This window comes from Kitasatospora sp. NPDC097691, from assembly GCF_040302665.1.
Classification (GTDB): domain Bacteria; phylum Actinomycetota; class Actinomycetes; order Streptomycetales; family Streptomycetaceae; genus Kitasatospora.
On record NZ_JBEORY010000004.1, the window covers coordinates 205,610 to 231,121 of the forward strand.

A 25,512-nucleotide genomic window follows, 5' to 3' on the forward strand; every position below is an offset into this window, starting at 1 on the left:
GCGGCGACAGTCTTCCCCGCCGCCCCGGGGGCACCATCCCCACCCGCTGCCCTGCCCACGCCGGGGTCAGCAGCGGTGCGCACCACCCTCCAAGCACCGCCGGCACTCCCCCTCTTTTCGAGTGCCCCCAGTGAGTCGATGCGTCCCCCTACGCCGCTTCGTTGACCGGCAGTCAGGTCGGCTCGCCCACCCCAACCCCCTTTGACACTTGGGAGTGGACATGACCAGGATCCCCACGGAGCCCGGCACCACCGAAGACAGACCCGCCGGGGACGACACCCACCCGTCGTCCCCGGCCCCCCGCCCGTCGAGCGCACTGGACGCCTACTTCAAGATCTCGGCCCGGGGCTCGACACTCGCCAACGAACTCCGCGGTGGTCTCACCACCTTCATGGCGATGGCGTACATCATCCTGCTCAACCCGCTCATCCTGAGCGGCGCGGACGTCACCGGCGTCAAGCTCGACCACGCCGCGCTGACCACCGCCACCGCGCTGGCGGCGGCCGTCACCACCATCCTGATGGGCGTGGTCGGCAACGTGCCGCTCGCCCTCGCCGCCGGCCTCTCGGTCTCCGGCGCGGTCTCCGCCCTGGTCGTCCCGCACACCACCTGGGCGCAGGCCATGGGCCTGTGCGTGATCTACGGCCTGCTGATCGTGCTGCTCGTGGTCTCCGGACTGCGCGAGAAGATCATGAACGGCATCCCACTGCCGCTCAAGCACGCCATCACCATCGGCATCGGCCTGTTCGTCACCGTGATCGGCCTCTACAAGGCCGGGTTCATGCACACCGGCGGCCCCACCCCGCTGTCCCTCGGCCCGGCCGGTGAACTCGCCGGCTGGCCGGTCCTGATCTTCTGCGTCACGCTGCTGTCCGTCTTCGTGCTGATGGCGCGCGGCGTCCGCGGCGCGATCCTGATCGGCATCGCCGGCGGCACCGTGCTCGCGGTGATCGTCAACAAGGCCGCCGACGTACCGGCCTCGGCCTGGAAGAACTCCGTGCCGGTGTGGCCCGGCAGCCCCGTCTCCGCGCCCGACTTCAGCCTGTTCGGCCACGTCGACCTGTTCGGCGCCTTCGGCGGCAAGGGCATGGGCGCGATCAGCGCCTCGGTCGCGGTGTTCACCCTGGTGCTGGCCGGCTTCTTCGACGCGATGGCCACCATCATCGGCGTCGGCACCGAGGCCGGACTGGCCGACAAGCAGGGCCGGATGCCCGGGCTGTCCAAGGCACTGTTCATCGACGGCGCCGGCGGCGCGGTCGGCGGCCTGGCGGGCGCCTCCGGCCAGACCGTCTTCGTCGAGTCGGCGACCGGCGTCGGCGACGGCGCCCGGACCGGTCTCGCGTCCACCGTCACCGGCGGGCTGTTCGCGCTGATGCTGTTCTTCTCGCCGATCGCCGGCATCGTCCCGGTCGAGGTGGCCTCCGCCGCCCTGGTCGTGATCGGCTCGATGATGATGAGCCAGGCCAGGCACATCGACTGGTCCGACCGCGAGGTGGCCATCCCGGCCTTCCTGACCTGCGCGCTGATGCCGTTCACGTACAGCATCACCGCGGGCGTCGCGGCCGGCGTCATCTCGTACACGGTCATCAAGGCCGGGGTCGGACGCTGGCGCGAGCCCGGGGTGCTGATGTGGATCCTCACCGGGGTGTTCGTGCTGTACTTCGCGCTCACGCCGATCAAGTCCTGGCTCGGCGTGCACTAGCCGGCCCCGCCTGCTCCGGGCGCACCCGCCGGCCCCGGGGGCACAGCCGGCCCTGACGGCCGGCGCCCGGCCGGCCCCGCGCAACACCGCCGCCGTACGGGATCGTTTCCCGTACGGCGGCGTCCACCGCTACTGTCGAACCGTGTAAGGAGCCTCCGCCATGCAGGACATCGCCGAGCAGCTGCAGGCCTGGCACGCGGCCGGGCGTACGTTCGCCGTGGCCACCGTGGTCGGCGTCTCCGGCAGCGCACCGCGCGACCCCGGGGCGGCGCTGGCCGTGGACGCGGACGGCGAGGCGGTCGGCAGCGTCTCCGGCGGCTGCGTCGAGGGCGCGGTGTACGAGCTGTGTCAGACCGCGATCGAGAGCGGCGAGCCGGTGCTGGAGCGCTTCGGGTTCAGCGACGAGGACGCCTTCGCGGTCGGGCTGACCTGCGGCGGAGTCCTGGACGTGTTCGTCCAGCCGGTCGTGCCGGGGGCCGACGCCGGACTGGACGCGGGGATCGCCCACATCGCCGCCGGGACGCCGGTGGCGCTGGTGCGGGTGATCGCCGGACCGGCCGGGCTGCTCGGCGCCACCCTCGCGGTCACCGCCGACGGCCTCAGCGGGGCGCTCTCCGTCGGGCCCTCCACCGTCGGCGGCCTGGAGCGGGCGATCGTCGCGCAGGCCCGGGCGATGCTGGAGGCCGGGCGCACCGGCCGGCTCGTCCTCGGCCTCGACGGACGCCCCTGCGACGACCACGAGCAGGGCACCGTCACCTGCTTCGTCGAGTCCTACGTGCCCGCGCCGCGGATGCTGGTGTTCGGGGCGATCGACTTCGCGGCCGCGGTGGTGCGCATCGGCAGGTTCCTCGGCTACCACGTCACCGTCTGCGACGCCCGGCCCGTCTTCGCCACCGCCCGCCGCTTCCCGGACGCCGACGAGGTCGTGGTCGACTGGCCGCACCGGTACCTGGACTCCCAGCTCGGCCGGATCGACGGACGCACCGTGCTCTGCGTGCTCACCCACGACGCCAAGTTCGACGTCCCGCTGCTCGAACGCGCCCTGCGGCTGCCGGTCGGCTACGTCGGCGCGATGGGCTCGCGCCGCACCCACCGGGACCGCGAGGCGAAGCTGCGCGAGGCCGGACTCACCGAGGCCGAACTGGCCCGACTGCGCTCCCCCATCGGCCTCGACCTGGGCTCGCGCACCCCCGAGGAGACGGCGGTCTCGGTCGCCGCCGAGATCATCGCCCACCGGCGCGGCGGCAGCTGCCTGCCGCTGAGCGCCGGCGACGGGCCGATCCACCACGACGTGACCACGGCGGCGGCGGCGGACGACGGCGCCCGTACCGGTACGGAAGCGGCGCGGCCGCCGCGGACCCACGCCGCCTGAGCACCGCGTTGCGTGCCCACCGGGGTGGCGGGACGCTGGAGTTGCGGACTCGCCCCGAGCCCGGGGAAGGAGCGTGGGTCATGCGCGCCCTGCTGGAGATCGAACTCGACACCGCCACCGCCAACCAGGCGGTCGCCGACGGCGCGATGGCGGACGGCATCCGGGAAGCACTCGCCCAACTCAAACCGGAGGCGGCCTACTTCTTCGCCCGCAACGGGAACCGCGCCATGATCCTCGTGGTCGACGTCCCGGACGAGGCCGCGGTCCCGTCCATCGCCGAGCCGTTCTGGCTTCGCACGAACGCCAAGGTCGACCTGCACATCTGCATGAACGCCGACGAGCTCATGGAAGGCCTGAAGCGGCTCGGCTCCTGACGCCCGCCGGCCCGCCGACAGGCCCGCCGGCAGTCGCCCCGGCCAGTCGCCCCGGTCAGTCGCCCCGGTCAGTCGCCCAGCGCCAGCTTCACGCCGAAGCCCACCACGACCGCACCGGTCACCCGGTCCATCAGCCTGCGGGTGGCCGGCCGGCGCAGCCAACCCCGCAGCACCCGGGCGAAGCCCACCAGCACCGTCGACCAGAGCACGCCCTCCACTACGTGGACGCAGGTCAGCGCCACACCGGCGGCGAAGTGCGGAGCCCCGGCGGGGATGAACTGCGGCAGCACGGCCACGTAGAAGACCCCGACCTTGGGGTTCAGCAGATTGGTCAGCGTGCCCCGCCGCCAGCCGTGCCCGAACCCGCCCTCCGTCGGCTCGTCCTCGGCCGCCGCCCGGGCACCCCGGTTGCGCAGCATCCCGACGCCCATCCACACCAGGTACGCGGCGCCCGCCCAGCGCAGCACGTCGTACGCCAGCTGCGAGGCGGTCAGCAGCGCCGTCACCCCCGCCGAGGTCAGCGTCCCCCAGATCAGCGTCCCGGTCTGGATCCCGAGCACGACGCCCCACGCCTGGCCCTTCCTGCCCAGCGCGGACGTCCGCAGGACCAGCGCGGTGTCGATCCCGGGCGTCAGCGTGAGCAACCCCACGACGAGGGCGAAGGACCACAGCGCGGTTGTCATCTCCATGGCCCTGGATGCTCTCACAGGACCCGGACAGCGCCTCGCGAGGTGTCAGTCCACGGAGCCGGGCGGGGCGACCCACCGGGTCGGCTGGCCGGTGACGGCGGCGATCATGTCGTAGTCGCCGTCGTAGTGGAGCACGGTGGCACCGTGCCGCTCGGCGGTGGCCGCGACGACGAGGTCCGGTACCGACAGGGCCCGCCGGTTTCCGGCGGCGCTGAGGAGCGCCTGCACCTCGATGGCGCGGTCCCAGACCTCGTCGGGCGTGGGCAGCCGGTCGAAGCCCTGAAGGCCCTCCCGGATCCGGTCGGCGTCAGCCCTGGAGCGGGCGCTGTGCACGATCTCCAACTCGACAGCCCGACAGATCGCGAGCCGCCCCGCGCGGAACAGCCGGTCGATCAGGACCCGAACCGCCGGCTCCGTGTGGCGGGCGAAGACCGACTTGTCGATCAGGAAGCGCTCACTCACCCTTTTCCACCGGCCCGGTGAGATCGGGCAGACCACCCTCGGCGAGCCAGTCGAGGAAGTCCTGACCCTTACGGCGCTTCACAAGGTCCGCGAGGGCCCCGTTGACGGTGGCGACCTTGGTCGTCGTACCGAGAATCTCGGCCGCCTGGGCCAGCAAATCGTCGTTGACGTCTATCACCGTACGGGCCATGGTCGACCTCCTGGGGGCGGAGCGAGCCTGCGATATCGATTTCGAGCGTATTGATACCGCAGGCCACCGATGGCCCGTTCCGGTGACCTTCACCCGGTCAGGTGACGTTGAGGCGGGCGGCGAGGCGCAGCAGGCCGGGGCTGAGGCGGGAGAGGAAGCGGGCGGCCTTGGCCTCGGGGGTGACGGGGACGACGGGCTTGCCGGTGCGGACGGCGGCGAGGACGGCGGTGGCGACCTTCTCCGGGGGGAAGCCGCGGCGGGCGTAGAGCTTGGCGGCACGGGCCTGCTTGGCGGCCTGCTCGGCGGCGGTGGTGGCGGAGAACGTGGAGGTGCGGGTGATGTTGGTGTTGACGATGCCGGGGCAGATGGTGGAGACGCCGATGCCGTGCTCGACGAACTCGGCGCGCAGGCAGTCGGAGAGCATGAACACCGCGGCCTTGCTGGTGGCGTAGGCGGTGAGCGCCTTGGAGGGCAGGTAGGCGGCGGCCGAGGAGACGTTGACGATGTGGCCGCCCTGGCCGCGGTCGGCCATCAGCGTGCCGAACGCGCGGCAGCCGTGGATCACGCCCCAGAGGTTGACGTCCAGGACGCGCTGCCATTCCTTCTCGGTGGTCTGCAGGAAGGTCCCGGAGTGGCCGATGCCCGCGTTGTTGACCACCACGTCGGGCACCCCGTGCTCGGCGGCGACGGTCTGCGCGAAGGCGTCCACCGCCGCGCCGTCGGAGACGTCCACCCGGTAGGCGTGCGCCGCGGGGCCGATCAGCGAGGCGAGTTCGGCGGTGCGCTCGGCGGACGCGAGGTCCAGGTCGCAGACCACCACCCGGGCGCCCTCCTCGGCGAAGGCGAGCGCGGTGGCCCGGCCGATGCCGCTGCCGCCGCCCGTGACGACCACCAGCCGGCCGTCGTCCAGGGCCGGTCGCTCCCCTGCGGCTTCGCCGGCGCGGCCGGCCTCCGTGCGGGCGGTGAACTCGCGGACCATGCCGGCCACGGTTGCTCCCTTCTCCAGCAGCGCCGACCAGTGGCCGGCGTGCAGCGTCCTGCGGGTGAGGTCGGGCACCCAGCGCTCCAGGCCCTCGGAGAGGTAGGTGCCGACGTAGCGGTCCCGGGTGAGGGTGATCAGCTGGACCGGCACGAGGGTCGGCCGCTCTCGCGGACTGCCCATGGTGGGGCGGAAGTTGGCCCGGTACAGCTCGATGCCGCGCACGGCGTCGCGGCGCAGGCTGCGCTGCGGGTGGTCGGCGCGCGGCGTGACGTGCTCCAGGTCGCGCAGCACCCGCGGCCAGGCCCGGGCGAGGCCGAGGCGCCAGACGCCGGGGGCCAGGTAGGGCAGGTGGAAGGCGGTGATGTACCAGGAGTGCAGGCCCTGGTGGAGCAGTTGCCCCAGGTGCCGCGGGGTCGGGCGGCGCAGCCGGTGGCGCAGCCAGTACCCCATGTGGTCCAGGCTGGGGCCGGACATGGTGGTGTACGAGGCGATCCGGCGCTCGGCGTCGGGCGCGGTGACGGCCTCCCAGGACTGGATCGAGCCCCAGTCGTGGGCGACCAGGTGGACCGGGCGGTCCGGGCTGACCGCGTCGGCGACGGCGAACAGGTCGTCGGCCAGGCGCTCCAGCCGGTAGCCGTCGCGGTCCGCGGGGACGCCGGACTCGCCGGCGCCGCGCACGTCGTAGCGGACCACGTGGTGGTCGCGGGCGAGGTCGGCGGCGATGTCGTCCCAGACGGCGTGGGTGTCGGGGTAGCCGTGGACGAGGAGGACGGTGGGGGCGGCCGGGTCGCCCTGCTCGAAGACGGCGAGCGGCAGACCGCCGGAGTGGACGGTCCGGCGGCGGGTCGGGGTCGTCATCGGGTGCCCTCCAGGGTGCTCGGCTCGGCAGTCGTAGCGGCGGCTGCGGGTGCGGCGGGTGCGGCGGGTGCGGCGGCCGCATCGGGTGCGGCGGTCGCGGTCGCGGACGTCGTGTTCGCGTTCGCGGTCCAGCGGCGGACGTGGGGCAGGTCGTCGTCCAGCCAGAAGGCGTCGTCCTCGGTGACCACCAGCAGTTCCTCGAACTTGATGCCCACGCCGCGGAAGCCGATGTGCGGCTCGACCGCCCACAGGCCCGGGGTGGGCGCGTGCCGGGACAACCGCCCGTCCGCCCAGAGCGGTGAACGTCCGTGCAGCCGCTCGGAGATGAGCTCGCGACCGAGCGTCTGCAGGGTGCGCACGCCGAAGCCGAAGACGTTCACCCCGGCCGGGCCGCGGGCCACGGTGCGGGTGACCTGGTGACCGATCACCCGGCCCGGGTAGACCTGGTGGCGGTTGTCGTAGCCGTGCGCGGCGAGCTGCGCGTCCACCGCCGCGTACACCTCGTCGAGGGGCTTGCGGGCCCGCACCTCGTCGAGGATCAGCTCGCGGTAGACCCGCAGGTCGGCGGCGAGCCGGTCCCAGACCCGGTTCTCGCCGACCTTGCCGCCGTAGCCGATGTCGGCGGTGTAGCCGTCCACGACCGGCGCGCAGTCCAGGACGTACGGCATGCCCTCCTCCAGGCGGCGGTTGCCGGCGAAGAACTGCAGCGGGGTGTGGAAGTGCCGGAACGCCGTGCGGTCCCCGAACCAGGCGAACGGGACGTGGAAGAAGTCCTGCACCCCGGCGGCGACCAGGCGGCGGCGCAGCTCGGCGGTGGCCTGCCGCTCGGTGACGCCGGGTTCGATCCAGCCGGCGACCTGCTCGGCGCAGTGGTAGGCGAGCTGCTGGGTCTCGCGGAAGCGGGCGAGATCGCGCTCGGTGTAGCGGAAGGCTGGGGTCGCTTTCGCCATGGCGGGGCTGCTCCTTCTAGAGGTCGAGCACGAGGGTCTCACCCTCGGCGGCCCGGGAGACGCAGGGCAACAGGGCACCGGCGGCGCGCTGCTCTGGGGTCAGGCGGCGGTCCCGGTGGTCGGGCGAGCCAGCCAGCAGGCGGACCTCGCAGGTGCCGCAGAAGCCCTGGTGGCACGAGTACGGGAGATCCGGGCGGGCCTCGCGCAGCACGTCCAGGGCGGACCGGTCGGCGGGCACGTCGAGGATCGGGCCGTCGGTGCCGAGACGGACGGCGAAGGGCGCGCCGTCGGCGATCGGGGCGGCACCGAAGCGCTCGAAGTGCAGGGCGCCGGTCGGCCCGTCGGACCCCTCCGGGCCGGCGTCCAGGGCACGCTGCACGGCGGCGAGCATCGGGGCCGGGCCGCAGCAGTAGACGGCGGCGCCGCGCGGGGCGTGGGCCAGCAGTTCGGCACCCGTGGGCACGCCACCGTGCTCGTCGTCGGTGCGCAGCACCACCCGGTGCGGGTCGAGGGCCCGCAGCTCGTCCGCGTACGGGAGGGAGTCGGCGCTGCGGCCGACGTGCACCAGGCGCCAGTCCAGGCCGTGGCGCTGCGCCTCGCGGGCCATCGGGAGCAGCGGGGTGATGCCGATGCCGCCGGCCAGCAGGAGGACGGCGGGCTCGGCACAGAAGGCGAAGCCGTTACGCGGGCGGCGGGCGGTGAGGCGGGCGCCGGGGTGCAGGGTGTCGTGGATCTCGACGGACCCGCCGCCGCCGTCGGGCAGCCGCCGGACGGCGATGCGGTAGGCGGCGCGGTCGGCCGGGTCACCGCTGAGGGAGTAGTGGCGCTCGCGGCCGGAGGGCAGGGCGAGGCGTAGGTGGGCGCCGGGCTGCCAGGCCGGCAACGGGCCGCCGGAGGGGTCGGCGAGCTGCAACTCGACGACGTCGGCGGCCGGTTCGCGGCGGGCGGTGACGACCAGCTGCAGCGGCGGGGTGGGGCGGCTGAACGGGCGGCGGGGATTGCGCCGCAGCAGGGGGCCGCCGAGGGCCGGGGAGTAGCGGTCGCCGAAGGCCGTGAGCCGGCGCATGAAGGCGTCGGCGCGCGGGCGGCCGTAGAGGTCGGGGGGCGGGTTGAGCAGGTCCATCCGGCGGGGTCCTTGGCGTCGGGGAAGGCGTCGGGAGAGGCGTCGGGAGAGGAGCGGGTGGCGGGTCACAGCCGACGGATGACGGCTGACCGGCGAGGGACGACAGACGACAGACGACAGATCACAGATGACAGCCGACGTTTTCTGAAATCTGTTCGCTGTCACCTGTCGTCCGTTCGCTGAACCCTGTCGGCCGTCAGCCGCTCGCGGCGGCCGCGCGGGCCGCCGGTGAGGTGGCGAGGTAGCCGAGCGCCTGACTGGAGGAGCCCTCCTGGGTCGGGTGGTAGCCCGGCCGCAGGTACCGCAGTCCGGAGCGGACCGACTTGATCGGGTCCGGCAGCAGGCCGCGCTTGGCGATCCGCCCGACCTCGCGCCAGCTGGGCTTGAGCCGCCCGGCCAGGGTCGGGTCGGCGGCGAGCAGGAAGCGGGCGCCGCGCACCCAGAGGTGGACCAGCAGCGGCCCGGACACCGCCATCCCGCGGATCCGCCGGAGGTAGCCGGGATCCAGGTGGACCATCAGGTCGTAGGCGACGCTCCGGTGCTCGACCTCCTCCGCACCGTGCCAGCGCAGCAGGTCGAGCATCGTCGGGTCGGCCTTGGCCCGGTCCAGGCCCGGGGAGTTGAGGGCCCAGTTGCCGAGGAAGGCGGTGAAGTGCTCGATGGCCGCGATGAACGCGACCCGCTCGATGATGTTCTCCCGCCGCCGCGCCGCCGTGAGCCCCGGCTTGTCGCCCAGGACCCGGCGGAACAGCCAGGAGACCTGCCGGACGTACGGGCGGGGGTCGAGCCCCTGGCCGAGCAGGTGGTCCAGGACCTCCTGGTGCGCCTCGGCGTGGATGGCCTCCTGTCCGATGAACCCGAGGACCTCCTCGCGCAGTTGCTCGTCCCGGATGAGCGGCAGCGCCTCCTTGAACACCTTGACGAACCAGCGCTCGCCCTCGGGCAGCAGCAGGTGCAGCACGTTGATGACGTGGGTGGCCATCGGCTCGTCCGGGATCCAGTGCAGCGGCAGCTGGGCCCAGTCGAAGCGGACGTCCCGGGGCTCCAGGACGAGGCTGTCGTGCACGCGTGCGGCGGGGGCGGCGAGGGCGGGGACGGGGGTGGATCGGGGCATGGCAGGCCCTCCTGACCTGAGAGCGGCGGCTCGGCTCAGGGAAACGTACTCGCGGGTAGCGGTCGGGACAAGGGTTTCGGTGACTCTTATCGACATCGAGTCTAATAAGTGATGTGCACTGCGGGACGCTCCGGAAAACCTCCCGGGAATCAGCCCGGGAAACCTCTCGGGAAACAGCCCAGAACACCACCCGGGAAGCACGCCGGGACGCACCTCGGAAAACGCGCGGGCCCCGCCGGACGCGACACGTCCGGCGGGGCCCTTCGGGCGGGCGGCTCAGACCGCGATCGCCAGCATCAGCGGCGCCGCCCGGGCCGCCAGCAGTTCGGCGGCGGCCTTCAGCTTGTGGATGTTGCCCGCCGGCATCGAGGTGGCCAGGCAGCCGACCGTGCTGCCCGCCGTGATCGGCACGGCCGCGCACACCGTGCCCAGCGCGTACTCCTGGATGTCCAGCACCGGCACGGTGGCCGGCTGCCGCTCCAGACGGTGCATCAGCTGGTCGGCGTCGGTCACCGTACGGGAGGTGAGCCGGGCGACCGGGTGCCGGGAGAGGTGGTCGCGCCGGCCGTCCGAGTCCAGCTGGCTGAGCAGGCACTTGCCGATCGCACTGGCGTGCGCGGTGGCCCGGAAGTCCACCCACTCCTGCACGGCCGGCGCGTAGTCGGCCGCCGAGACCGCCTCCACCGACAACTCGCCGTCGTGGTAACGGCTGAAGTACACCGCAGCGCCCAACTCGTCCCGGAGTTCGGCCAGTTTGCGGTTCAGTCGAGCCTTGATCAACTGCTCTCGGTTGTTCTGCCCGAGCAGGGCGAAGGTGCCGCCGAGCACCCAACCGCCGTCCTGGCACTGGAGATAGCCTTCGATCTCCAGGATCTCCGCGAGCCGCCGCACGGTGGGCAGCCCGAGCGAGGTCTCCCGCGCGAGGCCCACCAGGGTGGCGCCGTCGGGGTGGCGGTCGACCGCCTCCAGCAGTCTGAGGGCGTGCTGCAGGGAGGTGAACGGGCCGGTCAGGCCCTGGTCCAGCGCGGCGTGACGACCCGGGGCTGGTGTCGACATGTCGTCCCCTTCCGATGTCCCCCCACGGAGCGACCGCGGGCACGCACCAGCCTATCGACCCGGCGGGCCCGACGACTGCCGTCCGTGAATATCCGTGAACATTCCGTGGAGCAACCTCCGGTCGACCTGGGGAAACGCGCCCCGGAGGTCACGGATCGACGGTTACGGATCGGTAGTAACAACCGGCAGTGACGACCCGATAGCACCGACCGACCGTGTCAACCCGGCAGCACAGACCAGACCGTGACGACCCGGCAGCACCGAGCCGGCCGTGACGGCCCGGCGGTCACGCCTCCGCGACAACGCCCCGGGCGGCCCGGAAGCCGCGACGGGCCCCTCCCCCACTGCCCAGGGGGGAGAGGCCCGTCGTGCGGCCGCCGGGTGCGGGCCCGGTGGCCGGGGAGGGTGGGTCGGTCGGCCGCGGCGGCCGTCAGCCCTCGTCGCCCGCGCGCAGCTTGGCGACGGCGGCGGCCAGACGGGAGCCGTACTCCTCGTCCGCGGCGTGGAAGTGGGCGAGGTTCTTCTCGACGATGTCGTCGCGGGTCACCTGCGCCAGGAAGCCGGCGATGTTGTCGATCAGGCGGGTCTGCTCCCCGGCCGACATCAGCCGGTAGAGCTCACCGGCCTGGAAGAAGTCGTCGTCCTTGCTGTGGGTCGGCGTGGTGTAGGTGCCGGTGTGGCCGTCGACCTTGACCGGCGCGGCGAGCGCGTTGTCGGTCTGGGCCGGGCCGTCGTACGAGTTGGGCTCGTAGTTCTTGCCGCGGCCCGCGGTGTTGGCCGCCATGAGACCGTCCCGGCCGTAGTTGGCGGCCTCGGTGGCGCGCGGGGCGTTCACCGGCAGCTGGGTGTGGTTGACGCCGAGGCGGTAGCGCTGGGCGTCGGCGTAGGCGAACAGCCGGCCCTGGAGCATCTTGTCCGGGGACGGGCCGATGCCGGGCACGAAGTTGTTCGGCGAGAACGCGGACTGCTCGACCTCGGCGAAGACGTTCTCCGGGTTCTTGTTGAGCACCAGGCGGCCGACCTTGACCAGCGGGTAGTCGGCGTGCGGCCACACCTTGGTCAGGTCGAAGGGGTTGAAGCGGTAGTCCGCGGCCTCGGCGACCGGCATCAGCTGGACGTAGAGGGTCCAGGACGGGAACACGCCGCGCTCGATGGCCTGGTGGAGGTCGCGCTGGTGCGAGTCGGCGTCGGCGCCGACCACCTCGGCGGCCTGGTCGCCGTCCAGGGAGCGGACGCCCTGGTTGGTCTTGAAGTGGTACTTCACCCAGTAGGCGTCGCCGTCTGCGTTGACCCACTGGTAGGTGTGCGAGCCGTAGCCGTTCATGTGGCGGTACGAGGCCGGGATGCCGCGGTCGCCGAACAGCCAGGTGATCTGGTGGGTCGAGGCGGGCGAGTGGGCCCAGAAGTCCCAGACGTTGTCCGCCTCCTGCACGCCGGTGTACGGGTCGCGCTTCTGCGAGTGGATGAAGTCGGGGAACTTGACCGGGTCCTTGATGAAGAACACCGGGGTGTTGTTGCCGACGAGGTCGTAGTTGCCCTCCTCGGTGTAGAACTTCAGCGCGAAGCCGCGCGGGTCGCGCACCGCGTCGCTGGCACCCAGGTTGCCAGCCACGGTGGAGAAGCGCAGGAAGACCTCGGTGCGCTTGCCGACCTCGGAGAGGAAACCCGCCCGGGTGTACCGCGACACCTCGTCGGTGACCTCGAAGTAGCCGTAGGCGCCGGAGCCGCGGGCGTGCACGACGCGCTCCGGGATGCGCTCGCGGTTGAACCGGGCCAGCTTCTCCAGCAGTTGCTGGTCCTGGATCAGCAGCGGGCCGTACTCGCCGGCCGAGGCCGAGTTCTGGTTGTCGGCGATCGGGGCGCCGGACTCCGTGGTCAGGATCTTGGACATGGAGGGTCCTTCAGGTGTCGATAAGGGCGGTGCGTGGAGGGTGGGCTGACGATCCGTCAGGCGAGAGCGGAGGCGTCAGGCCCCGAGCAGTCGCCAGGCGGCCGCGCGGCGACGGGAGGAGTGCTCGCCGTCGGGGCCGTCGGTCGGCTGGAGTGCCGCGACGGCGGCGGCGACCGCGGCCGGGTCCGCCAGCGGGCGGGCGGCGGTCAGCTCGGCGGCCTCGTCGGCGGTCAGCCCGGCCTCGGTGAGGGCGGTGGCGGCCTCGGCGCCCGGGACGGCGTTGAACCAGCGCAGCGCGAGGGCCGCGCGGCCGGCCTCGGTGAGGCGGCCGGTGAGCCGGAGGCGGGCGAGCCCGCCGTCCGGGTAGACGTTGATGCGCACGTGGGTCACCGGGCGGCCGGCGTCGAGCCGGAAGCGGTGCCGGGTGTCGGGCTGCAGCCGGGTGCGCGGCAGCAGCTCGAACCACTCGCCGTCGGCCGGGTCGGCCCCGGTCGAGGCGTCGAAGCCGATCAGGTCGGCCCAGCCGGGGGCGTTGGCGACGAAGTGGGACGTGTCCACCTCGGCAGCCAGGACCTCGCCGCCCCCGGCCAGGGCGATCTGTACCCAGTCGTTGGCCTTGTCGCGCCGACGCCGGGTCTCCCAGCCCTCGCCCATGACGGAGGCGCGGCCGGGAGCGTTCAGGTTGTGCGGGGAGGAGAAGTAGCGGTCGGACGCCGCCTCGGCCACGCCGCCGTACTCCTGGGCGGCCAGGTCGAAGGTGAGGCCGTCCAGCTCGCGCGGGTCGGGCAGCACCTCGCCGTGCACGCGCAGCCGGGCGACACCGCCGTCCGGGAAGATGTTCAGCCGTACGTGGGTGTAGCGGGTGGCGTCCTCGACGGCGAACTCGTGCGCGGTGCTCCCCCGCAGCGGGGTGCGCGGCACGATCGTGGTCCACCGGGCGGCCTGCAGTTCCTCCGGCGAGGGGTGGCCGGGCACGGACGCGGCCTCGACCGAGCCGGATTCCGGGTAGTTGCCGGTGAAGTGGGCGGTGTCGACGATCACGCCGCGGATCACACCGCCGACGCCGAGCCGGACGATCGCCCAGTCGTGGTCCTGGTCGGTGGGGTGCGGCTGCTCGGCGGAGACGCCGCGGCGGCGCTTGGACTCCCAGCCGTCCATGATCTGGCCCTTGTGGCCGAAGGTGTGCGGGCGGAACTCGGCCGGCTTGGCGACCAGCAGGTTCTCGGCGTCCGCGAAGGTGTCCTCGTTGGTGGCGACGACGCCCGCGCCGAGCAGTCGGGAGGCCAGGTTGACCAGCTCGGTGAACGGAGCGCTCGGGGTGTCGGCAGTGGTCACTGACTCTCCTTCAGGAGCGATCGGACGGGGTGGCGGTACGCGCGGCGGTACGGTCGGCGGTGGGGCCTGCTGGCCGGGCCAGCTGCCGGCCGAAGGGGCGGGCCGCGGTGTCCACCTCGCGGCCGCGCAGCCAGGTGGTGCGCACCGCGCCGGTGAGGGTCCGCCCCGCGTACGGGGTCACCGGGTTGCGGTGGTGCAACCCGGTTGCCCGGACGGCGAACTCGCCGTCGGGGTCGAAGGCGACCAGGTCGGCGTCGTGGCCGGGCGCGATGGCGCCCTTGGCGCCGGTGAGGCCGACCAGTTCGGCCGGGCCGGCGGACATCCAGCGCACGACGTCGGCCAGGGTGTGGCCGCGGCGGCGGGCCTCGGTCCAGACGGCCGGCAGGCCGAGCTGCAGCGAGGCGATGCCGCCCCAGGCGGCCGCGAAGTCCCCGCTGCCGCCGTACTCGGGCAGCAGCTTGAGGTCGGGGGTGGACGGCGAGTGGTCGGAGACGACGGCGATGAACTCGCCGTTCGCCAGGGCCTCCCAGAGGGCGTCCCGGTTGGACTCGTCGCGGATCGGCGGGCAGCACTTGAAGGCGGTGTCACCGTCGGGCACCTGCTCGGCCGCGAGGGTCAGGTAGTGCGGGCAGGTCTCGGCGGTCACCCGGACGCCGTCCTCCCGCGCGCGGCGCAGCAGCGGCAGCACGGCGGCGGAGGAGACGTGCAGGATGTGCACCCGGGCGCCGGTACGCCGGGCGGTGTCGAGCAGGTGGGCGACGGCCGCGGTCTCCGCGTCGGCGGGGCGGGAGGCCAGGAAGTCCCGGTAGTGGACGCCGGGTTGCTGCGGGGCGGCGGCGAGGACGGTCGGGTCCTCGGCGTGGATGATCGCCAGTGCCCCGATCCGGGCCTGCTCGGTCAGCGCGGCTTCCAGGTCGGCGGCCTCGACGTGCGGGAACTCGTCCACCCCTGAGGGGGCGAGGAAGCTCTTGAAGCCGAACACGCCCTCGCGGTGCAGGGGTTCGAGGTCGGCGACGTTGCCGGGGACGGCTCCGCCCCAGAAGCCCAGGTCGACCCAGGCCTGGCCCTCGGCGGTCTTCCGCTTGACCAGCAGTCCCTCCACCGTGGTGGTGGGCGGGATCGAGTTGAGCGGCATGTCGATGATCGTGGTGACGCCGCCGGCCGCGGCGGCCCGGGTGGCGGTGGCGAATCCCTCCCACTCGGTGCGGCCGGGCTCGTTGACGTGCACGTGGGTGTCGACCAGTCCGGGCAGCAGGGCGGTGTCGCCGAGGTCGGCGAGTTCGCGGTCGCCGGCCGTGAGCGAGCCGTGTGCGACGACCTGCTCGATCTTCCCGTCCCGGATCAGCACGTCCGCGGGGCGCTCGCCGTCGGGCAGGACCACCCGTCGGGAGCGGATCACCGTCGGCTGACTGAAAGGCATGGGAGACCTCCGGAACCTGGGAGTCGGGGGTGGTGGTTGGGGGGTGCTTCGCAAGGGTTCGCGGCAGGGTTCGCGGCGGGGTTTCCGCGGAAGGAGGCGAAGGGGAGGCGAAGGAGGAGCCGAGGGATTGCGGGGAGCCTAGGCCCGCCTTCAACAAAACGTCAATGGATGAACCTACGAGGGTTCAGCGCGGCAGCAGCGCGCCGGCCAACCGCTCCCCCGCGACCTCGGCGAGCTCGGCGGCCTTGGTCATGCTGTCCCCCGGCTGTTCGGCCAGGTCGGTCAGCGCGATCGCGGCGGCGAACCCTGCCGCCCGCCACTGGGGCTCGGCGAGTTCCAGCCGGCCCGCCACGGCAGCCACCCGAACCCCCGCCCGGGCGGCCGCCGCGGCAACCCCGGCGGGGGCCTTGCCATGGAGCGTCTGCGCGTCCAGGCAACCCTCGCCGGTCACGACGAGGCGTGCCCCACGCACGGCCTCGTCGAAGCCCAGCAGGTCGAGCAGCAGCTCGATGCCGGGTCGCATGGTGGCGCCGAGCAGGGCGAGGGCGGCGAAGCCCACCCCGCCCGCGGCGCCGGCGCCGGGGGCCTCCCGGACGTCCCGTCCGGTGGCTTCGGCGACGAGGTCGGCGAACCGGGTCAGTCCTTCCTCCAGGACCACCAGGTCGTCGCCGTCCGCGCCCTTCTGCGGGCCGTAGACGGCGGTGGCGCCGCGCGGCCCGAGCAGCGGGTTGTCCACGTCGCAGGCCACCACGATCTCGACACCGCCCAGCGCGTCGGCCAGCGGGCCGAGCTCGATCTCCGCGAGCCTGCGCAACGCGGCTCCGCCGGGCGGGAGTTCGGCGCCGTCGGAGTCCCGCAGGCGCACCCCGAGCGCCTGCGCCATGCCCGCGCCGCCGTCCGTACAGGCGCTGCCGCCGAGGCCCAGCACGATCCGCTTGACGCCGAGCGAGACGGCCCGGGCGATCAGCTGGCCGACCCCGAAGGACCCGGCCGCGAGCGGGGCGGTCCGGCCGCCGGGCAGCCGGGCGAGGCCGGAGGCCTGCGCCAGCTCGACGACGGCGGTGTCGCCCCGGACGGCGAGCGCGGCGTCCACCGGCAGACCGGTCGGACCGGCCACCTTGGCCGGGACCCGGTCGAAGCCGGCGGCGAGCGCGGCGGCCAGGGTGCCCTCGCCGCCGTCGGCGACGGGCAGCTCGCGCACCTCGGTGCCGGGCGCGGCGCGGCGGATGCCGGCGGCGATCCGGGCGGCCACCTCGGCGCCCTCCAGGCTGCCCTTGAACTTGTCGGGGGCGACGACCACATGGCCCTGGCGGGGGGTGGGGGGCATGGAGTGGTCCTCGCTTCCGTACGGATGTGGCGGTGGTTCTGCGACGTGCGTCAAGCATGTGCCCGGAGGTCCGGGGGTGCGAGCCCCCGGCAGGTCCGGTGCGGTCGGGTCCTGGGTGGGGTGCGACCCCCTCCCCGCCGTTCCCCCCGTCCCGCTTCCGACGTACGGGGGGCTCCCCTCGGCGGGGAGGGGGCCGGGCGACGCGCAGGCACGACCGAAGTGCCCCCTGGTGGGAGTTGCGCATCACCGGCTGGATCGACCGGCGGGCGGGCGGATGAGCCCCTGCCCGCACGCCGGTCGGGTTCGACCTCCTGGCGGCGCGGGCACGACCGGATGGGTACACGCCGCCAGGAGGAGCTTGGGCCGGGGGCTCCGCGTGGGAGCCCCCGGGGGTGTTACTTGACCTCGCGGCCGGAGAGCCGCTCGACGCCGCGCAGCAGCGCCGAGTGGTCGAGCGAGCCGTCGCCGTTGGCCCTGGCGGAGGCGACCAGCTGGGCCACCACGGCGCCGACCGGCAGCGCGGCGCCCACGGCGCGGGCGGCGTCGGTGACGATGCCCATGTCCTTGTGGTGCAGGTCGATCCGGAAGCCCGGGGCGAACTCGCGGTTCAGCATGTTCGCCTTCTTGCGGTTGAGCACGGTCGAGCCGGCCAGGCCGCCGCCGAGCACGTCCAGCGCGGCCTGCAGGTCGACGCCGGCGTTCTCCAGGAAGACCACGGCCTCGGCCAGCACCTGGATGTTGACGGCGACGATCAGCTGGTTGGCGGCCTTGACGGTCTGGCCGGCGCCGGCCGGGCCGACGTGGATCACGGTGGTGCCCAGCGCGTCGAACAGCGGCTTGGCCTCGGCGAAGTCCTCGGCGGCGCCGCCGACCATGATCGACAGGACGGCCTCGACGGCACCGGCCTCGCCGCCGGAGACCGGGGCGTCCAGCGTGCGGACGCCCTTCTCCTTGGCGGCCGCCTCGACCTTGATCGAGGTCTGCGGGGTGATCGAGGACATGTCGATCAGCAGGGTGCCGGGCCCGGCGTTCTCCAGCACGCCGCCCTCGCCCAGGATGACCTGCTCGACCTGCGGGTCGGCCGGGACCATGGTGATGACGACCTCGGCGTCCTTCACCGCGTCCGCGATGGAGGTGGCGCCGTGGCCGCCGGCCGCGACCAGGGCGTCGATCTGCGGCTGGGTGAGGTTGAAGCCGGTGACGTGGTGGCCGGCCTTGACGAGGTTGGCGGCCATCGGGCTGCCCATGATGCCGAGGCCGATGAAGGCGATCTTGCGGCTCATCGCGTCGAGTTTCCTTACGTGTGCGGGGTGGGAGGTCGGGTGGGTCGGCGGCGCGCCGTGCGGCCACGCTGCGCGGCTGGGCGCTGCGCGGCTCGGCGTCACCCGGCCGCGTGCTGCTGCTCGGCGGCGCGCAGCTCGCGCGGCAGCCACTCGAAGCTGTCGGCGCTGACGCCGGTGGAGGGGCGGTACTCCAGGCCGATCGGGCCTGTGTAGCCGGCGGCGGTGAGCCGGGCGAACAGGTCCTCGAAGTCCAGCCCGCCGGTGCCGGGCTCGTTGCGGCCCGGGTTGTCGGCGATCTGCACGTGGCCGATGCGGTCGGCGTACGTGTCGATGACCTGTGCCAGGTCCTCGCCGTTCTTGGCCAGGTGGTAGAGGTCGCACAGGAACCGGGCGTTGCCCAGGCCGGTGGCGGCATTGACCTTGTCCACGACCTCGACCGCCGCGGCGGCGGAGACCAGCGGGTAGTCCGGGGACTCGGCCTTGTTCAGGGCCTCGATCAGCAGGATCGCGCCGATCTCGTGCGCGGCTTCGGCGGCGAGCACCAGGTTCTCCAGCGCGAGCGCGTCCTGCTCGGCCGCCTCGACGCCCTCCACCCGGTTGCCGTACAGCGCGTTGAGCGCCTTGGTGCCGAGCGAGCCGGCGATCCCGGCGGCGACCGGGACGTTGGCCCGGAAGCGGTCCCGCTCGGACGGCACCGAGACGGTACCGCGGGCGCCCTTGCTGAGGTCGTCCAGGAAGTTGAGACCGGTGAGCCGCACCCCGGCGTCGGTGAACGCCTTGCGGAGCGCGTCGATCCCGGCTTCCGAGGGGTCGTGCTCCTCACCGAATGGCCACCAGAGCTCGGCGGCGGTGAAGCCGGCCGCGGCGGCCGCGGCGGGGCGCTCCAGGAGGGGCAGCTCGCCGAACAGGATCGACAGGTTGACCGTGTAGTGGTGCTTGGCAGCGGCCGTCACGTCAATCACCTCTCATCTCTCTTCCGTCATCCGCAACTTCCACGATCCGGAAGAGGGATTCTGTGTGGTGGAAGCATCTCCGGCCGGCGAAGCGAGTGTCAAGGGCGTCGCAACATTTTGTTGAAGACGCTCGGAGCGCACTCCGCCACCCCGGACCCGGCTGTTCGATCACCCAGCCCCTGCCCGCCCGCACCCCCGCTCGATACAGTGATCCCGTGCGATTGATGGTGGAGTTCACGACAGAACCGTTCGAACTGGACACGTTCCCGGAGCACGCCGCGGCGGCCCGCAAGGTCGTCGACGAGGCGGGCCTGGCCGTGTCGGTCGGCCCCTTCGGGACCGGCGCCGAGGGCGAGGCCGACCAGGTCCTCACCGCGGTGACCAAGCTGCTCCGGGAGACCCTGGACGCCGGGGCGACCCGCATCTCGGTCCAGGTCAGCGTCCTGAACGAGGAGGGCGGTGCACCGTGACCGAGCACGTGGAACACCCGCTCGCCGCGGCGATAAAGCCACTGCTGGACGCGGTCGGCGCGACACCCGTCCCACTGGACGAGGCCAAGGCCGAGGACGTCGTCCTGGAGTGGGAGGGAACGCCGGCGCTGGCCGTCCGGCTGCCCCACCTGAGCAGCGCGCTGGACCGGCTGCTGGCCGAGATGACCCGCCAGTTCGACGGCCGCCCGCTGGCCGAGCTGGACCGGCTGGAGAAGCAGCGGGTCGTCGCCCTGCTGGAGGAGCGCGGCGCCTTCACCGTCCGCCACGGCGTCGAGACGGTCGCCTCGGCCCTGGGCGTCAGCCGCTTCACGGTGTACAACTACCTGAACCGCCAGGACGGCTCGAAGTCCTCCTGACGAGCTTCCCGAAGCCCCCTCGTCGGGGGCTTCCGAACGGGTGACCCCGTCGGCACGGCCAGTCTGGATCGGCCCGCGGCGGGGCACACTTGGCGAATCGCACACGAAAGGGCCCGGCACGGCGGGCCGGTTCAAAACGTAACCACCAACCGTTCAACAAAGTGTTGACGACCGGGTGGGGTCGATCTAGCTTTTCCGGGTGGCACCACTCTTCAGGAGGTCCACCCGTGACCAACCACCCCCACGCCCTTGACGCCCTGGCCGCGGCCGATGCCGCGGAGCTGGAAGCGATCCTGCTGGAGGTATGCTCCAGCCCCCGCTGGGCCGCCGCGATAGCGGAGGCCGAACCCTGGTCCGACCGCGAGGCCCTGCTCGCCGCCAACGCGGCGGCCATGGCGTCGCTGACGGTCGAGGACCTGCGCGACGCGATGGCCGGCCACGCCCGGATCGGCACGCCCAAGCCGGGCGACGCCACCTCCGAGCGCGAACAGGCCGGGATCGAGGGCGTGGACCAAGCGGTCCTCGACGAACTGCGCGAGGCCAACGCCGCCTACGAGGCGAAGTTCGGCCACGTTTTCCTGATCTGCGCGACCGGCCGCACCGCGACCGGCATGCTCGCCGCCCTGCGCGAGCGCCACCCCAACGACGCCGCCACCGAGGCGGAGATCGTCCGCGGGGAGCTGCGCAAGATCAACGACATCCGGCTCAACCGCCTGATCGACGCCGCCTGACGGACACCGCCCGACAGGCACCGCCCGACACGATTTCCGACGTACCGTCAGGTCATGTCGCTCTCGCGCGTCGAACGTCGAACGTCGAAACATCGACACGCCGACACGCCGACATGTCGCAAGGAAACTGACGCATCATCACATCTGCCATCAGTAAGGTCACTTCACCCATGACTGGCATCTCCACCCACGTGCTCGACACCAGCCTCGGCCGCCCGGCCGAGGGTGTCCCGGTCGAGCTCGCACTGCACACCGAGGGTGGCTGGCAGGTGCTCGGCACCTCCGCCACGGACTCCGACGGCCGGGTCAAGGACCTGCCGGCCGTGGAGGCGGGCTCGGTCGTCCGGCTGCTCTTCGACACCGGCGCCTACTACGCGCTCGAGTCGACGGAGCCGCCGTTCTTCCCCGAGGTCTCGATCGTCTTCACGGTCGCGCCCGAACAGCACCACTACCACGTGCCGCTGCTGCTCAACCCGTTCGGATACTCGGTCTACCGCGGAAGCTAGTAGACCGACCTGGAAGCTCTAGGAGCCACGTCATGGCCCACGTGCTCGGTCAGAACCAGTACGGCAAGGCGGAGAACCGCATCGTCCGGATCTCCCGCGACTCCACCCGGCACGAGATCAAGGACCTGAACGTCTCGGTCTCCCTCCAGGGTGAGTTCGAGGACGTCCACCTCACCGGCTCCAACGCCAACTGCCTCCCCACCGACACCACCAAGAACACCGTCTACGCCTTCGCCAAGGAGTACGGCATCGAGTCGGCCGAGGCCTTCGGCATCGTCCTGGCGCGCCACTTCGTCGACAACACCGAGCGCGGCGTCGTCCACGGCGCCCGGATCCGGATCGAGGAGTACTCCTGGGACCGGATCCGGACGCCGGACAGCTCGGCCCGCTTCATCGGCTCGGAGGAGGTCGGCCACTCCTTCGTCCGCAGCGGCCAGGAGGTCCGCACCACCGAGATCTCCTACGACGGCGAGACCGTCCGGGTCATCTCCGGCCTCAAGGACCTCGTGGTGATGAACTCCACCAACTCGGAGTTCTGGGGCTACATCAAGGACAAGTACACCACCCTGCAGGAGGCGTACGACCGCATCCTCGCCACCCAGGTCACCGCCCGCTGGAAGTACGGCTACAGCGGCCGGGACGGCGAGGCCCAGCCCAACTGGAACCGCTCCTACGCCCACGTGAGGCGCCACATGCTGGAGGCGTTCGCCGAGACCTACTCCTACTCGCTGCAGCAGACCCTGCACGCGATGGGCACCCGGGTCCTCAACAACCGCGCCGAGGTGGACGAGGTACGCCTCGAACTGCCCAACAAGCACCACTTCCTCGTCGACCTGGAGCCCTTCGGCCTCAAGAACGAGAACGAGGTCTACTACGCCGCGGACCGCATGTACGGCCTGATCGAGGGCACCGTGCACCGCGAGGGCGTCATCCCGGTCATCCCGGTCGTCTGACCTCCCCACCCGTGAACACCGCCCGGAATCGCCGCACCCTCCGGCCCTCGCAGGCCGGTCGAGTCCGGGCGGGCAGATCCACCCGCACCACCCGCACCACCAGTTTCTCCACCCCCACCCACCGGAGTTCGTGTCTGCCTCGCGGCGGCCGGCCCGGGGCACTGGAGAAGCACCCCGAGGAATCCTTGCTCCGCCGTCCCGTCCTCGGGGGGTCTCCAGCGCCGCGGGCGCGCCGGGAGCCACGGGCACAAGAGGGGCTCGACATGGCACCCAGCAACACCAGCAGTACAGACGGCGGTTCCACCCCTGCAAGAACCCACGGCCCGGACGGCGCACCGGCCCACCTCCCCGGTGAGCCGTCCGGCCGCGGGCCCCACCCCGTGGACGAGTTGCTGCCCCCGGTGAAGCTGATCTCCACCGGACTCCAGCACGTCGCCGCGATGTACGCGGGAGTCGTCGCACCCCCGCTCATCGTCGGCGCCGGCGTCGGGCTCTCCCCCGCCGAACTCGCCCTGCTCATCTCGGCCAGCCTGTTCACCGCCGGGCTGGCCACCCTCCTCCAGACCCTCGGCGTCTGGAAGATCGGCGCGCGACTGCCGTTCGTGAACGGCGTCTCCTTCGCGGGGGTCGCGCCCATGATCGCCATAGCCAAGGAGCACGGACCGAAGGACGCCCTCCCGGTGATCTTCGGAGCGGTGATCGTCGCGGGGGTCCTGTGCTTCCTCGCGGCGCCGTACTTCTGCAAGCTCATCCGGTTCTTCCCCCCGGTCGTCCAGGGCACCGTGATCACCCTCATCGGGGTGTCCCTGCTCCCGGTGGCGGTCAACTGGGCGCGCGGCGGCTCGCCGAGCGCCCCCGGGTACGGCTCCATGCGGGCCATCGGCCTCGCCGCGATCACCCTCGCCGCGGTGGTGCTCTGCAACCGACTGCTGCGCGGCTTCTGGCAGCAGCTGTCCCTGCTCGTCGGCCTGGCGTTCGGCACCCTGATCGCCTTCCCGCTGGGACTGGCCGACTTCGGCGCGGTCCGGGACGCGAAGGTCTTCGCGCTCCCCTCCCCGTTCCACTTCGGCGCGCCGATGTTCGACGCTGCCGCGATCGTCTCGCTCTGCATCGTCATGGTGGTCTCGATGACCGAGTCCACCGCCGACATGCTCGCGCTCGGCAAGATCGTCGAGCGCGAGGCCGACGAGCCCACGCTCGCCGCCGGCCTGCGGGCCGACGGCCTGGCCACCGCGCTCAGCCCCGTCTTCAACGGCTTCGCCGCCAGCGCCTTCGCCCAGAACATCGGGCTGGTGGCGCTGACGAGGATCCGCAGCCGCTTCGTGGTCGCGGCCGGCGGGGGGATCCTGGTCCTGCTGGGGCTGTTCCCCGTGCTGGGCTCGGTCGTCTCCCTGGTGCCGCAGCCCGTCCTCGGCGGCGCCGGGATCGTGCTCTTCGGCACGGTCGCGGCGAGCGGCATCCGCACCCTCGCGGAGGCCGGCATGGAGTCCAGCTCCCACACCATCCTGGTGTCGGTCTCGCTCGGTGTCGGCATCATCCCGATCGCCGTGCCGACGTTCTACGACTCCTTCCCGGAGGCCGTCCGGACCCTGATGCACTCGGGGATCTCGGCCGGCTGCGTGATGGCCGTCCTGCTCAACCTGCTCTTCCACCACGTCGGAACCGCCCGCCGGTCCAGATCCGGCCAGGCCTCCGGCGCGACGGTGCCGACGGCGACACCGTCCTGACCGGCCCGGGAGGGGCGCGTGCCACCCGCACACGCCCGACACGCGCCCCTCCCGGCCCTCCCCCCTAGGAGTGACACCATGGCAGTCCAGCCCCCACCCGCCGACCAGCGGATCGTGATCGAGAACGTCGCGATCGCCACCGTGGACGCGAACGACACCGAGTACGCCCGCGGGCACGTGGTCATCCTCGGCAACACGATCGAGGCGGTCGGCGACGGCCCCGCCCCGGCGTGGCTGGACAACGTCGTGCGCCGGATCAACGGCGAGGGCCACCTGATCACCCCGGGCCTGGTCAACACCCACCACCACTTCTACCAGTGGATCACCCGCGGCCTCGCCCAGGACCACATCCTGTTCGACTGGCTGGTCGCCCTCTACCCGACCTGGGCCCGGATCGACGACAAGCTCGTCCACGCCGCCAGCCAGGGCTCCGCCGCCGCACTGCTCAAGTCCGGCTGCACCACCGCCTCGGACCACCACTACGTGTTCCCCGAGGACGGCGGCGACATCCTCGGCGCCTCGATCGAGGCCGTCCAGGAGCTCGGCCTGCGGTTCACCGCGCTGCGCGGCTCGATGGACCGCAGCAAGAAGGACGGCGGCCTGCCGCCGGACCACGCCGTCGAGGCGCTGGACGACATCCTGGCCGCCTCCGAGGCCGCCGTCGACCGCTACCACGACTCCTCCTTCGGCTCGATGCTGCACGTCGCCATCGCGCCCTGCTCGCCCTTCTCGGTCTCCACCGACCTGCTCCGCCAGTCCGCCGAACTCGCCCGCCGCAAGGGCGTCCGGCTGCACACCCACGGCTCGGAGACCGCCGAGGAGGAGCAGTTCTGCAAGGAGCTGTTCGGGATGGGCCCGACCGACTACTTCGAGTCGGTCGGCTGGCTCGGCGAGGACGTCTGGATGGCGCACTGCGTCCACATGAACGACTCCGACATCGCCAAGTTCGCCGAGACCGGCACCGGCGTCGCCCACTGCCCGTCCTCCAACGCCCGCCTCGCCGCCGGCATCGCCCGGGTGCCCGACATGCTCCGGGCCGGCGTCCCGGTCGGCCTCGGCGTGGACGGCACCGCCTCCAACGAGTCCGGCGAACTCGGCACCGAGCTGCGCAACGCCCTGCTCATCAACCGGCTGCACGGCTCCCCCACCGCCCTCACCGGCCGGCAGGCGCTGCGCCTCGGCACCATGGGCGGCGCCCGGGTGCTCGGCCGCCAGGACGAGATCGGCTCGATCGAGGTCGGCAAGCTCGCCGACCTCGCGCTGTGGAAGATCGACGGGGTCATGCACTCCTCCATCGCCGACCCGGTCGCCGCCCTCACCTTCGGCGCGCTGCCGCCGCTGTCCGTGCTCTTCGTCAACGGCAACGCGGTGGTGGAGAAGGGGCAGCTGACCACCGTCAACGAGGACCGGATCGCGCGCGACTGCGCCCGGGCCGCCAGGGAGCTGGCAGCCCGGGCGGTCTGACGCACCCTCGGACTCCGGGGCGCCCAGGGACGGTGCGCACCCGGACTCCGCGCACCCCGCCGCGGGTGCGCGGACCGCGGCCCCGGACCCACGGCGAGGGTCCGGGGCCGCGGGGGGGGGGGGGGGGGGGGGCGCCCCCCGGGGGGGCCCCCCCCCCGCCCGCCCCCCGCCCCCCGCCCCGGCGCGGGCGGGCGCGGGGGGGC

General features: G+C 72.8%; 23 protein-coding genes and 1 pseudogene. 10 read left to right on the forward strand and 14 right to left on the reverse strand.

What is annotated here, in order from left to right:
• The first annotated feature begins 220 nt into the window (after window positions 1-220).
• From ABTY56_RS04870 to ABTY56_RS04880, 3 genes are all read left to right on the forward strand, one after another.
• A complete protein-coding gene (locus ABTY56_RS04870) occupies window positions 221-1,702 on the forward strand; it encodes an NCS2 family permease (protein WP_350626592.1) in 1,482 nt (493 codons plus the stop codon).
• Window positions 1,703-1,862: 160 nt separating this feature from the next.
• Window positions 1,863-3,074: an XdhC family protein gene (locus ABTY56_RS04875; RefSeq protein ID WP_350626594.1), complete on the forward strand. Its 1,212-nt coding sequence runs from the start codon at window positions 1,863-1,865 to the stop codon at window positions 3,072-3,074.
• Window positions 3,075-3,154: 80 nt separating this feature from the next.
• The gene (locus ABTY56_RS04880; protein WP_350626596.1) at window positions 3,155-3,448 is read left to right on the forward strand and encodes a hypothetical protein; all 294 of its coding nucleotides are present in this window, start codon (window positions 3,155-3,157) and stop codon (window positions 3,446-3,448) included.
• Between the two features lie 68 nt (window positions 3,449-3,516).
• On the opposite strand, the gene ABTY56_RS04885 is transcribed toward ABTY56_RS04880, so the two are convergent.
• The 14 genes and pseudogenes from ABTY56_RS04885 to ABTY56_RS04950 all read right to left on the reverse strand — a co-directional run bounded on the left by ABTY56_RS04885 (window position 3,517) and on the right by ABTY56_RS04950 (window position 19,090).
• Entirely contained in the window at window positions 3,517-4,137 is a 621-nt protein-coding gene (locus tag ABTY56_RS04885) for a LysE family translocator (RefSeq protein WP_350626598.1), read from the reverse strand.
• A gap of 45 nt (window positions 4,138-4,182) precedes the next feature.
• Window positions 4,183-4,599, reverse strand: a complete 417-nt coding sequence (locus ABTY56_RS04890) for a PIN domain nuclease (RefSeq protein ID WP_350626600.1) — start codon at window positions 4,597-4,599, stop codon at window positions 4,183-4,185.
• Window positions 4,592-4,789, reverse strand: a complete 198-nt coding sequence (locus ABTY56_RS04895) for a type II toxin-antitoxin system VapB family antitoxin (protein WP_350626602.1) — start codon at window positions 4,787-4,789, stop codon at window positions 4,592-4,594. Before ABTY56_RS04895 ends, ABTY56_RS04890 begins: the two co-directional genes overlap by 8 nt.
• A 97-nt stretch (window positions 4,790-4,886) precedes the next feature.
• Window positions 4,887-6,629, reverse strand: coding sequence for an SDR family oxidoreductase (locus tag ABTY56_RS04900; protein ID WP_350626604.1), 1,743 nt, complete (start codon window positions 6,627-6,629; stop codon window positions 4,887-4,889).
• Window positions 6,626-7,579, reverse strand: a complete 954-nt coding sequence (locus tag ABTY56_RS04905) for a M24 family metallopeptidase (protein WP_350626606.1) — start codon at window positions 7,577-7,579, stop codon at window positions 6,626-6,628. Before ABTY56_RS04905 ends, ABTY56_RS04900 begins: the two co-directional genes overlap by 4 nt.
• A 16-nt stretch (window positions 7,580-7,595) precedes the next feature.
• Entirely contained in the window at window positions 7,596-8,702 is a 1,107-nt protein-coding gene (locus ABTY56_RS04910) for a PDR/VanB family oxidoreductase (protein WP_350626608.1), read from the reverse strand.
• 196 nt (window positions 8,703-8,898) lie between these two features.
• A complete protein-coding gene (locus ABTY56_RS04915; protein WP_350626610.1) occupies window positions 8,899-9,816 on the reverse strand; it encodes a metal-dependent hydrolase in 918 nt (305 codons plus the stop codon).
• Window positions 9,817-10,092: 276 nt separating this feature from the next.
• Window positions 10,093-10,872 (reverse strand): IclR family transcriptional regulator, encoded by a 780-nt coding sequence (locus tag ABTY56_RS04920; RefSeq protein ID WP_350626612.1) that lies wholly within the window; start codon window positions 10,870-10,872, stop codon window positions 10,093-10,095.
• Between the two features lie 430 nt (window positions 10,873-11,302).
• Entirely contained in the window at window positions 11,303-12,763 is a 1,461-nt protein-coding gene (locus ABTY56_RS04925; protein ID WP_350626614.1) for a catalase, read from the reverse strand.
• Window positions 12,764-13,051: 288 nt separating this feature from the next.
• Window positions 13,052-14,119: pseudogene (gene alc, locus ABTY56_RS04930) on the reverse strand (allantoicase); the annotation flags it as partial.
• Window positions 14,109-15,518, reverse strand: coding sequence for an allantoinase AllB (gene allB, locus ABTY56_RS04935; RefSeq protein WP_350626617.1), 1,410 nt, complete (start codon window positions 15,516-15,518; stop codon window positions 14,109-14,111). The pseudogene alc and the gene allB, both read right to left, overlap by 11 nt.
• A 184-nt stretch (window positions 15,519-15,702) precedes the next feature.
• The gene (locus ABTY56_RS04940; RefSeq protein WP_350626619.1) at window positions 15,703-16,845 is read right to left on the reverse strand and encodes a glycerate kinase; all 1,143 of its coding nucleotides are present in this window, start codon (window positions 16,843-16,845) and stop codon (window positions 15,703-15,705) included.
• Between the two features lie 395 nt (window positions 16,846-17,240).
• The gene (locus ABTY56_RS04945; RefSeq protein WP_350626621.1) at window positions 17,241-18,128 is read right to left on the reverse strand and encodes a 2-hydroxy-3-oxopropionate reductase; all 888 of its coding nucleotides are present in this window, start codon (window positions 18,126-18,128) and stop codon (window positions 17,241-17,243) included.
• A gap of 98 nt (window positions 18,129-18,226) precedes the next feature.
• A complete protein-coding gene (locus ABTY56_RS04950) occupies window positions 18,227-19,090 on the reverse strand; it encodes a TIM barrel protein (RefSeq protein WP_350626623.1) in 864 nt (287 codons plus the stop codon).
• 215 nt (window positions 19,091-19,305) lie between these two features.
• Between ABTY56_RS04950 and ABTY56_RS04955 the strand changes: the two genes are divergently transcribed.
• The 7 genes from ABTY56_RS04955 to ABTY56_RS04985 all read left to right on the forward strand — a co-directional run bounded on the left by ABTY56_RS04955 (window position 19,306) and on the right by ABTY56_RS04985 (window position 25,309).
• The gene (locus tag ABTY56_RS04955; RefSeq protein WP_502893026.1) at window positions 19,306-19,551 is read left to right on the forward strand and encodes a thiamine-binding protein; all 246 of its coding nucleotides are present in this window, start codon (window positions 19,306-19,308) and stop codon (window positions 19,549-19,551) included.
• On the forward strand, window positions 19,548-19,928 hold the full coding sequence (locus ABTY56_RS04960; RefSeq protein ID WP_350626627.1) for a helix-turn-helix domain-containing protein: 381 nt from the start codon (window positions 19,548-19,550) through the stop codon (window positions 19,926-19,928). The genes ABTY56_RS04955 and ABTY56_RS04960 overlap by 4 nt, the downstream gene beginning before the upstream one ends.
• Window positions 19,929-20,155: 227 nt before the next feature.
• Window positions 20,156-20,659: a 2-oxo-4-hydroxy-4-carboxy-5-ureidoimidazoline decarboxylase gene (gene uraD, locus ABTY56_RS04965; RefSeq protein ID WP_350626629.1), complete on the forward strand. Its 504-nt coding sequence runs from the start codon at window positions 20,156-20,158 to the stop codon at window positions 20,657-20,659.
• A 170-nt stretch (window positions 20,660-20,829) separates the two neighbouring features.
• Entirely contained in the window at window positions 20,830-21,165 is a 336-nt protein-coding gene (uraH, locus tag ABTY56_RS04970) for a hydroxyisourate hydrolase (protein WP_350626631.1), read from the forward strand.
• 32 nt (window positions 21,166-21,197) lie between these two features.
• Window positions 21,198-22,118 carry a factor-independent urate hydroxylase gene (gene pucL / locus ABTY56_RS04975; RefSeq protein WP_350626633.1) on the forward strand — a complete coding sequence of 307 codons (921 nt, stop codon included), beginning with the start codon at window positions 21,198-21,200 and terminating at the stop codon, window positions 22,116-22,118.
• Between the two features lie 263 nt (window positions 22,119-22,381).
• Window positions 22,382-23,845 (forward strand): nucleobase:cation symporter-2 family protein, encoded by a 1,464-nt coding sequence (locus tag ABTY56_RS04980; protein ID WP_350626635.1) that lies wholly within the window; start codon window positions 22,382-22,384, stop codon window positions 23,843-23,845.
• A 78-nt stretch (window positions 23,846-23,923) separates the two neighbouring features.
• Window positions 23,924-25,309: an 8-oxoguanine deaminase gene (locus ABTY56_RS04985; RefSeq protein ID WP_350626637.1), complete on the forward strand. Its 1,386-nt coding sequence runs from the start codon at window positions 23,924-23,926 to the stop codon at window positions 25,307-25,309.
• The last annotated feature ends 203 nt before the right edge of the window (window positions 25,310-25,512 follow it).

Excerpts from the sequence above, each read along its gene's own strand:
- ABTY56_RS04870 (WP_350626592.1), top strand. The coding sequence starts at position 221 with ATGACCAGGATCCCCACGGAGCCCGGCACCACCGAAGACAGACCCGCC.
- ABTY56_RS04875 (WP_350626594.1), top strand. The coding sequence starts at position 1,863 with ATGCAGGACATCGCCGAGCAGCTGCAGGCCTGGCACGCGGCCGGGCGT.
- ABTY56_RS04880 (WP_350626596.1), top strand. The coding sequence starts at position 3,155 with ATGCGCGCCCTGCTGGAGATCGAACTCGACACCGCCACCGCCAACCAG.
- ABTY56_RS04885 (WP_350626598.1), bottom strand. The coding sequence starts at position 4,137 with ATGGAGATGACAACCGCGCTGTGGTCCTTCGCCCTCGTCGTGGGGTTG.
- ABTY56_RS04895 (WP_350626602.1), bottom strand. The coding sequence starts at position 4,789 with ATGGCCCGTACGGTGATAGACGTCAACGACGATTTGCTGGCCCAGGCG.
- ABTY56_RS04900 (WP_350626604.1), bottom strand. The coding sequence starts at position 6,629 with ATGACGACCCCGACCCGCCGCCGGACCGTCCACTCCGGCGGTCTGCCG.
- ABTY56_RS04905 (WP_350626606.1), bottom strand. The coding sequence starts at position 7,579 with ATGGCGAAAGCGACCCCAGCCTTCCGCTACACCGAGCGCGATCTCGCC.
- ABTY56_RS04910 (WP_350626608.1), bottom strand. The coding sequence starts at position 8,702 with ATGGACCTGCTCAACCCGCCCCCCGACCTCTACGGCCGCCCGCGCGCC.
- ABTY56_RS04915 (WP_350626610.1), bottom strand. The coding sequence starts at position 9,816 with ATGCCCCGATCCACCCCCGTCCCCGCCCTCGCCGCCCCCGCCGCACGC.
- ABTY56_RS04920 (WP_350626612.1), bottom strand. The coding sequence starts at position 10,872 with ATGTCGACACCAGCCCCGGGTCGTCACGCCGCGCTGGACCAGGGCCTG.
- ABTY56_RS04925 (WP_350626614.1), bottom strand. The coding sequence starts at position 12,763 with ATGTCCAAGATCCTGACCACGGAGTCCGGCGCCCCGATCGCCGACAAC.
- allB (WP_350626617.1), bottom strand. The coding sequence starts at position 15,518 with ATGCCTTTCAGTCAGCCGACGGTGATCCGCTCCCGACGGGTGGTCCTG.
- ABTY56_RS04940 (WP_350626619.1), bottom strand. The coding sequence starts at position 16,845 with ATGCCCCCCACCCCCCGCCAGGGCCATGTGGTCGTCGCCCCCGACAAG.
- ABTY56_RS04945 (WP_350626621.1), bottom strand. The coding sequence starts at position 18,128 with ATGAGCCGCAAGATCGCCTTCATCGGCCTCGGCATCATGGGCAGCCCG.
- ABTY56_RS04955 (WP_502893026.1), top strand. The coding sequence starts at position 19,306 with ATGGTGGAGTTCACGACAGAACCGTTCGAACTGGACACGTTCCCGGAG.
- uraH (WP_350626631.1), top strand. The coding sequence starts at position 20,830 with ATGACTGGCATCTCCACCCACGTGCTCGACACCAGCCTCGGCCGCCCG.
- pucL (WP_350626633.1), top strand. The coding sequence starts at position 21,198 with ATGGCCCACGTGCTCGGTCAGAACCAGTACGGCAAGGCGGAGAACCGC.
- ABTY56_RS04980 (WP_350626635.1), top strand. The coding sequence starts at position 22,382 with ATGGCACCCAGCAACACCAGCAGTACAGACGGCGGTTCCACCCCTGCA.
- ABTY56_RS04985 (WP_350626637.1), top strand. The coding sequence starts at position 23,924 with ATGGCAGTCCAGCCCCCACCCGCCGACCAGCGGATCGTGATCGAGAAC.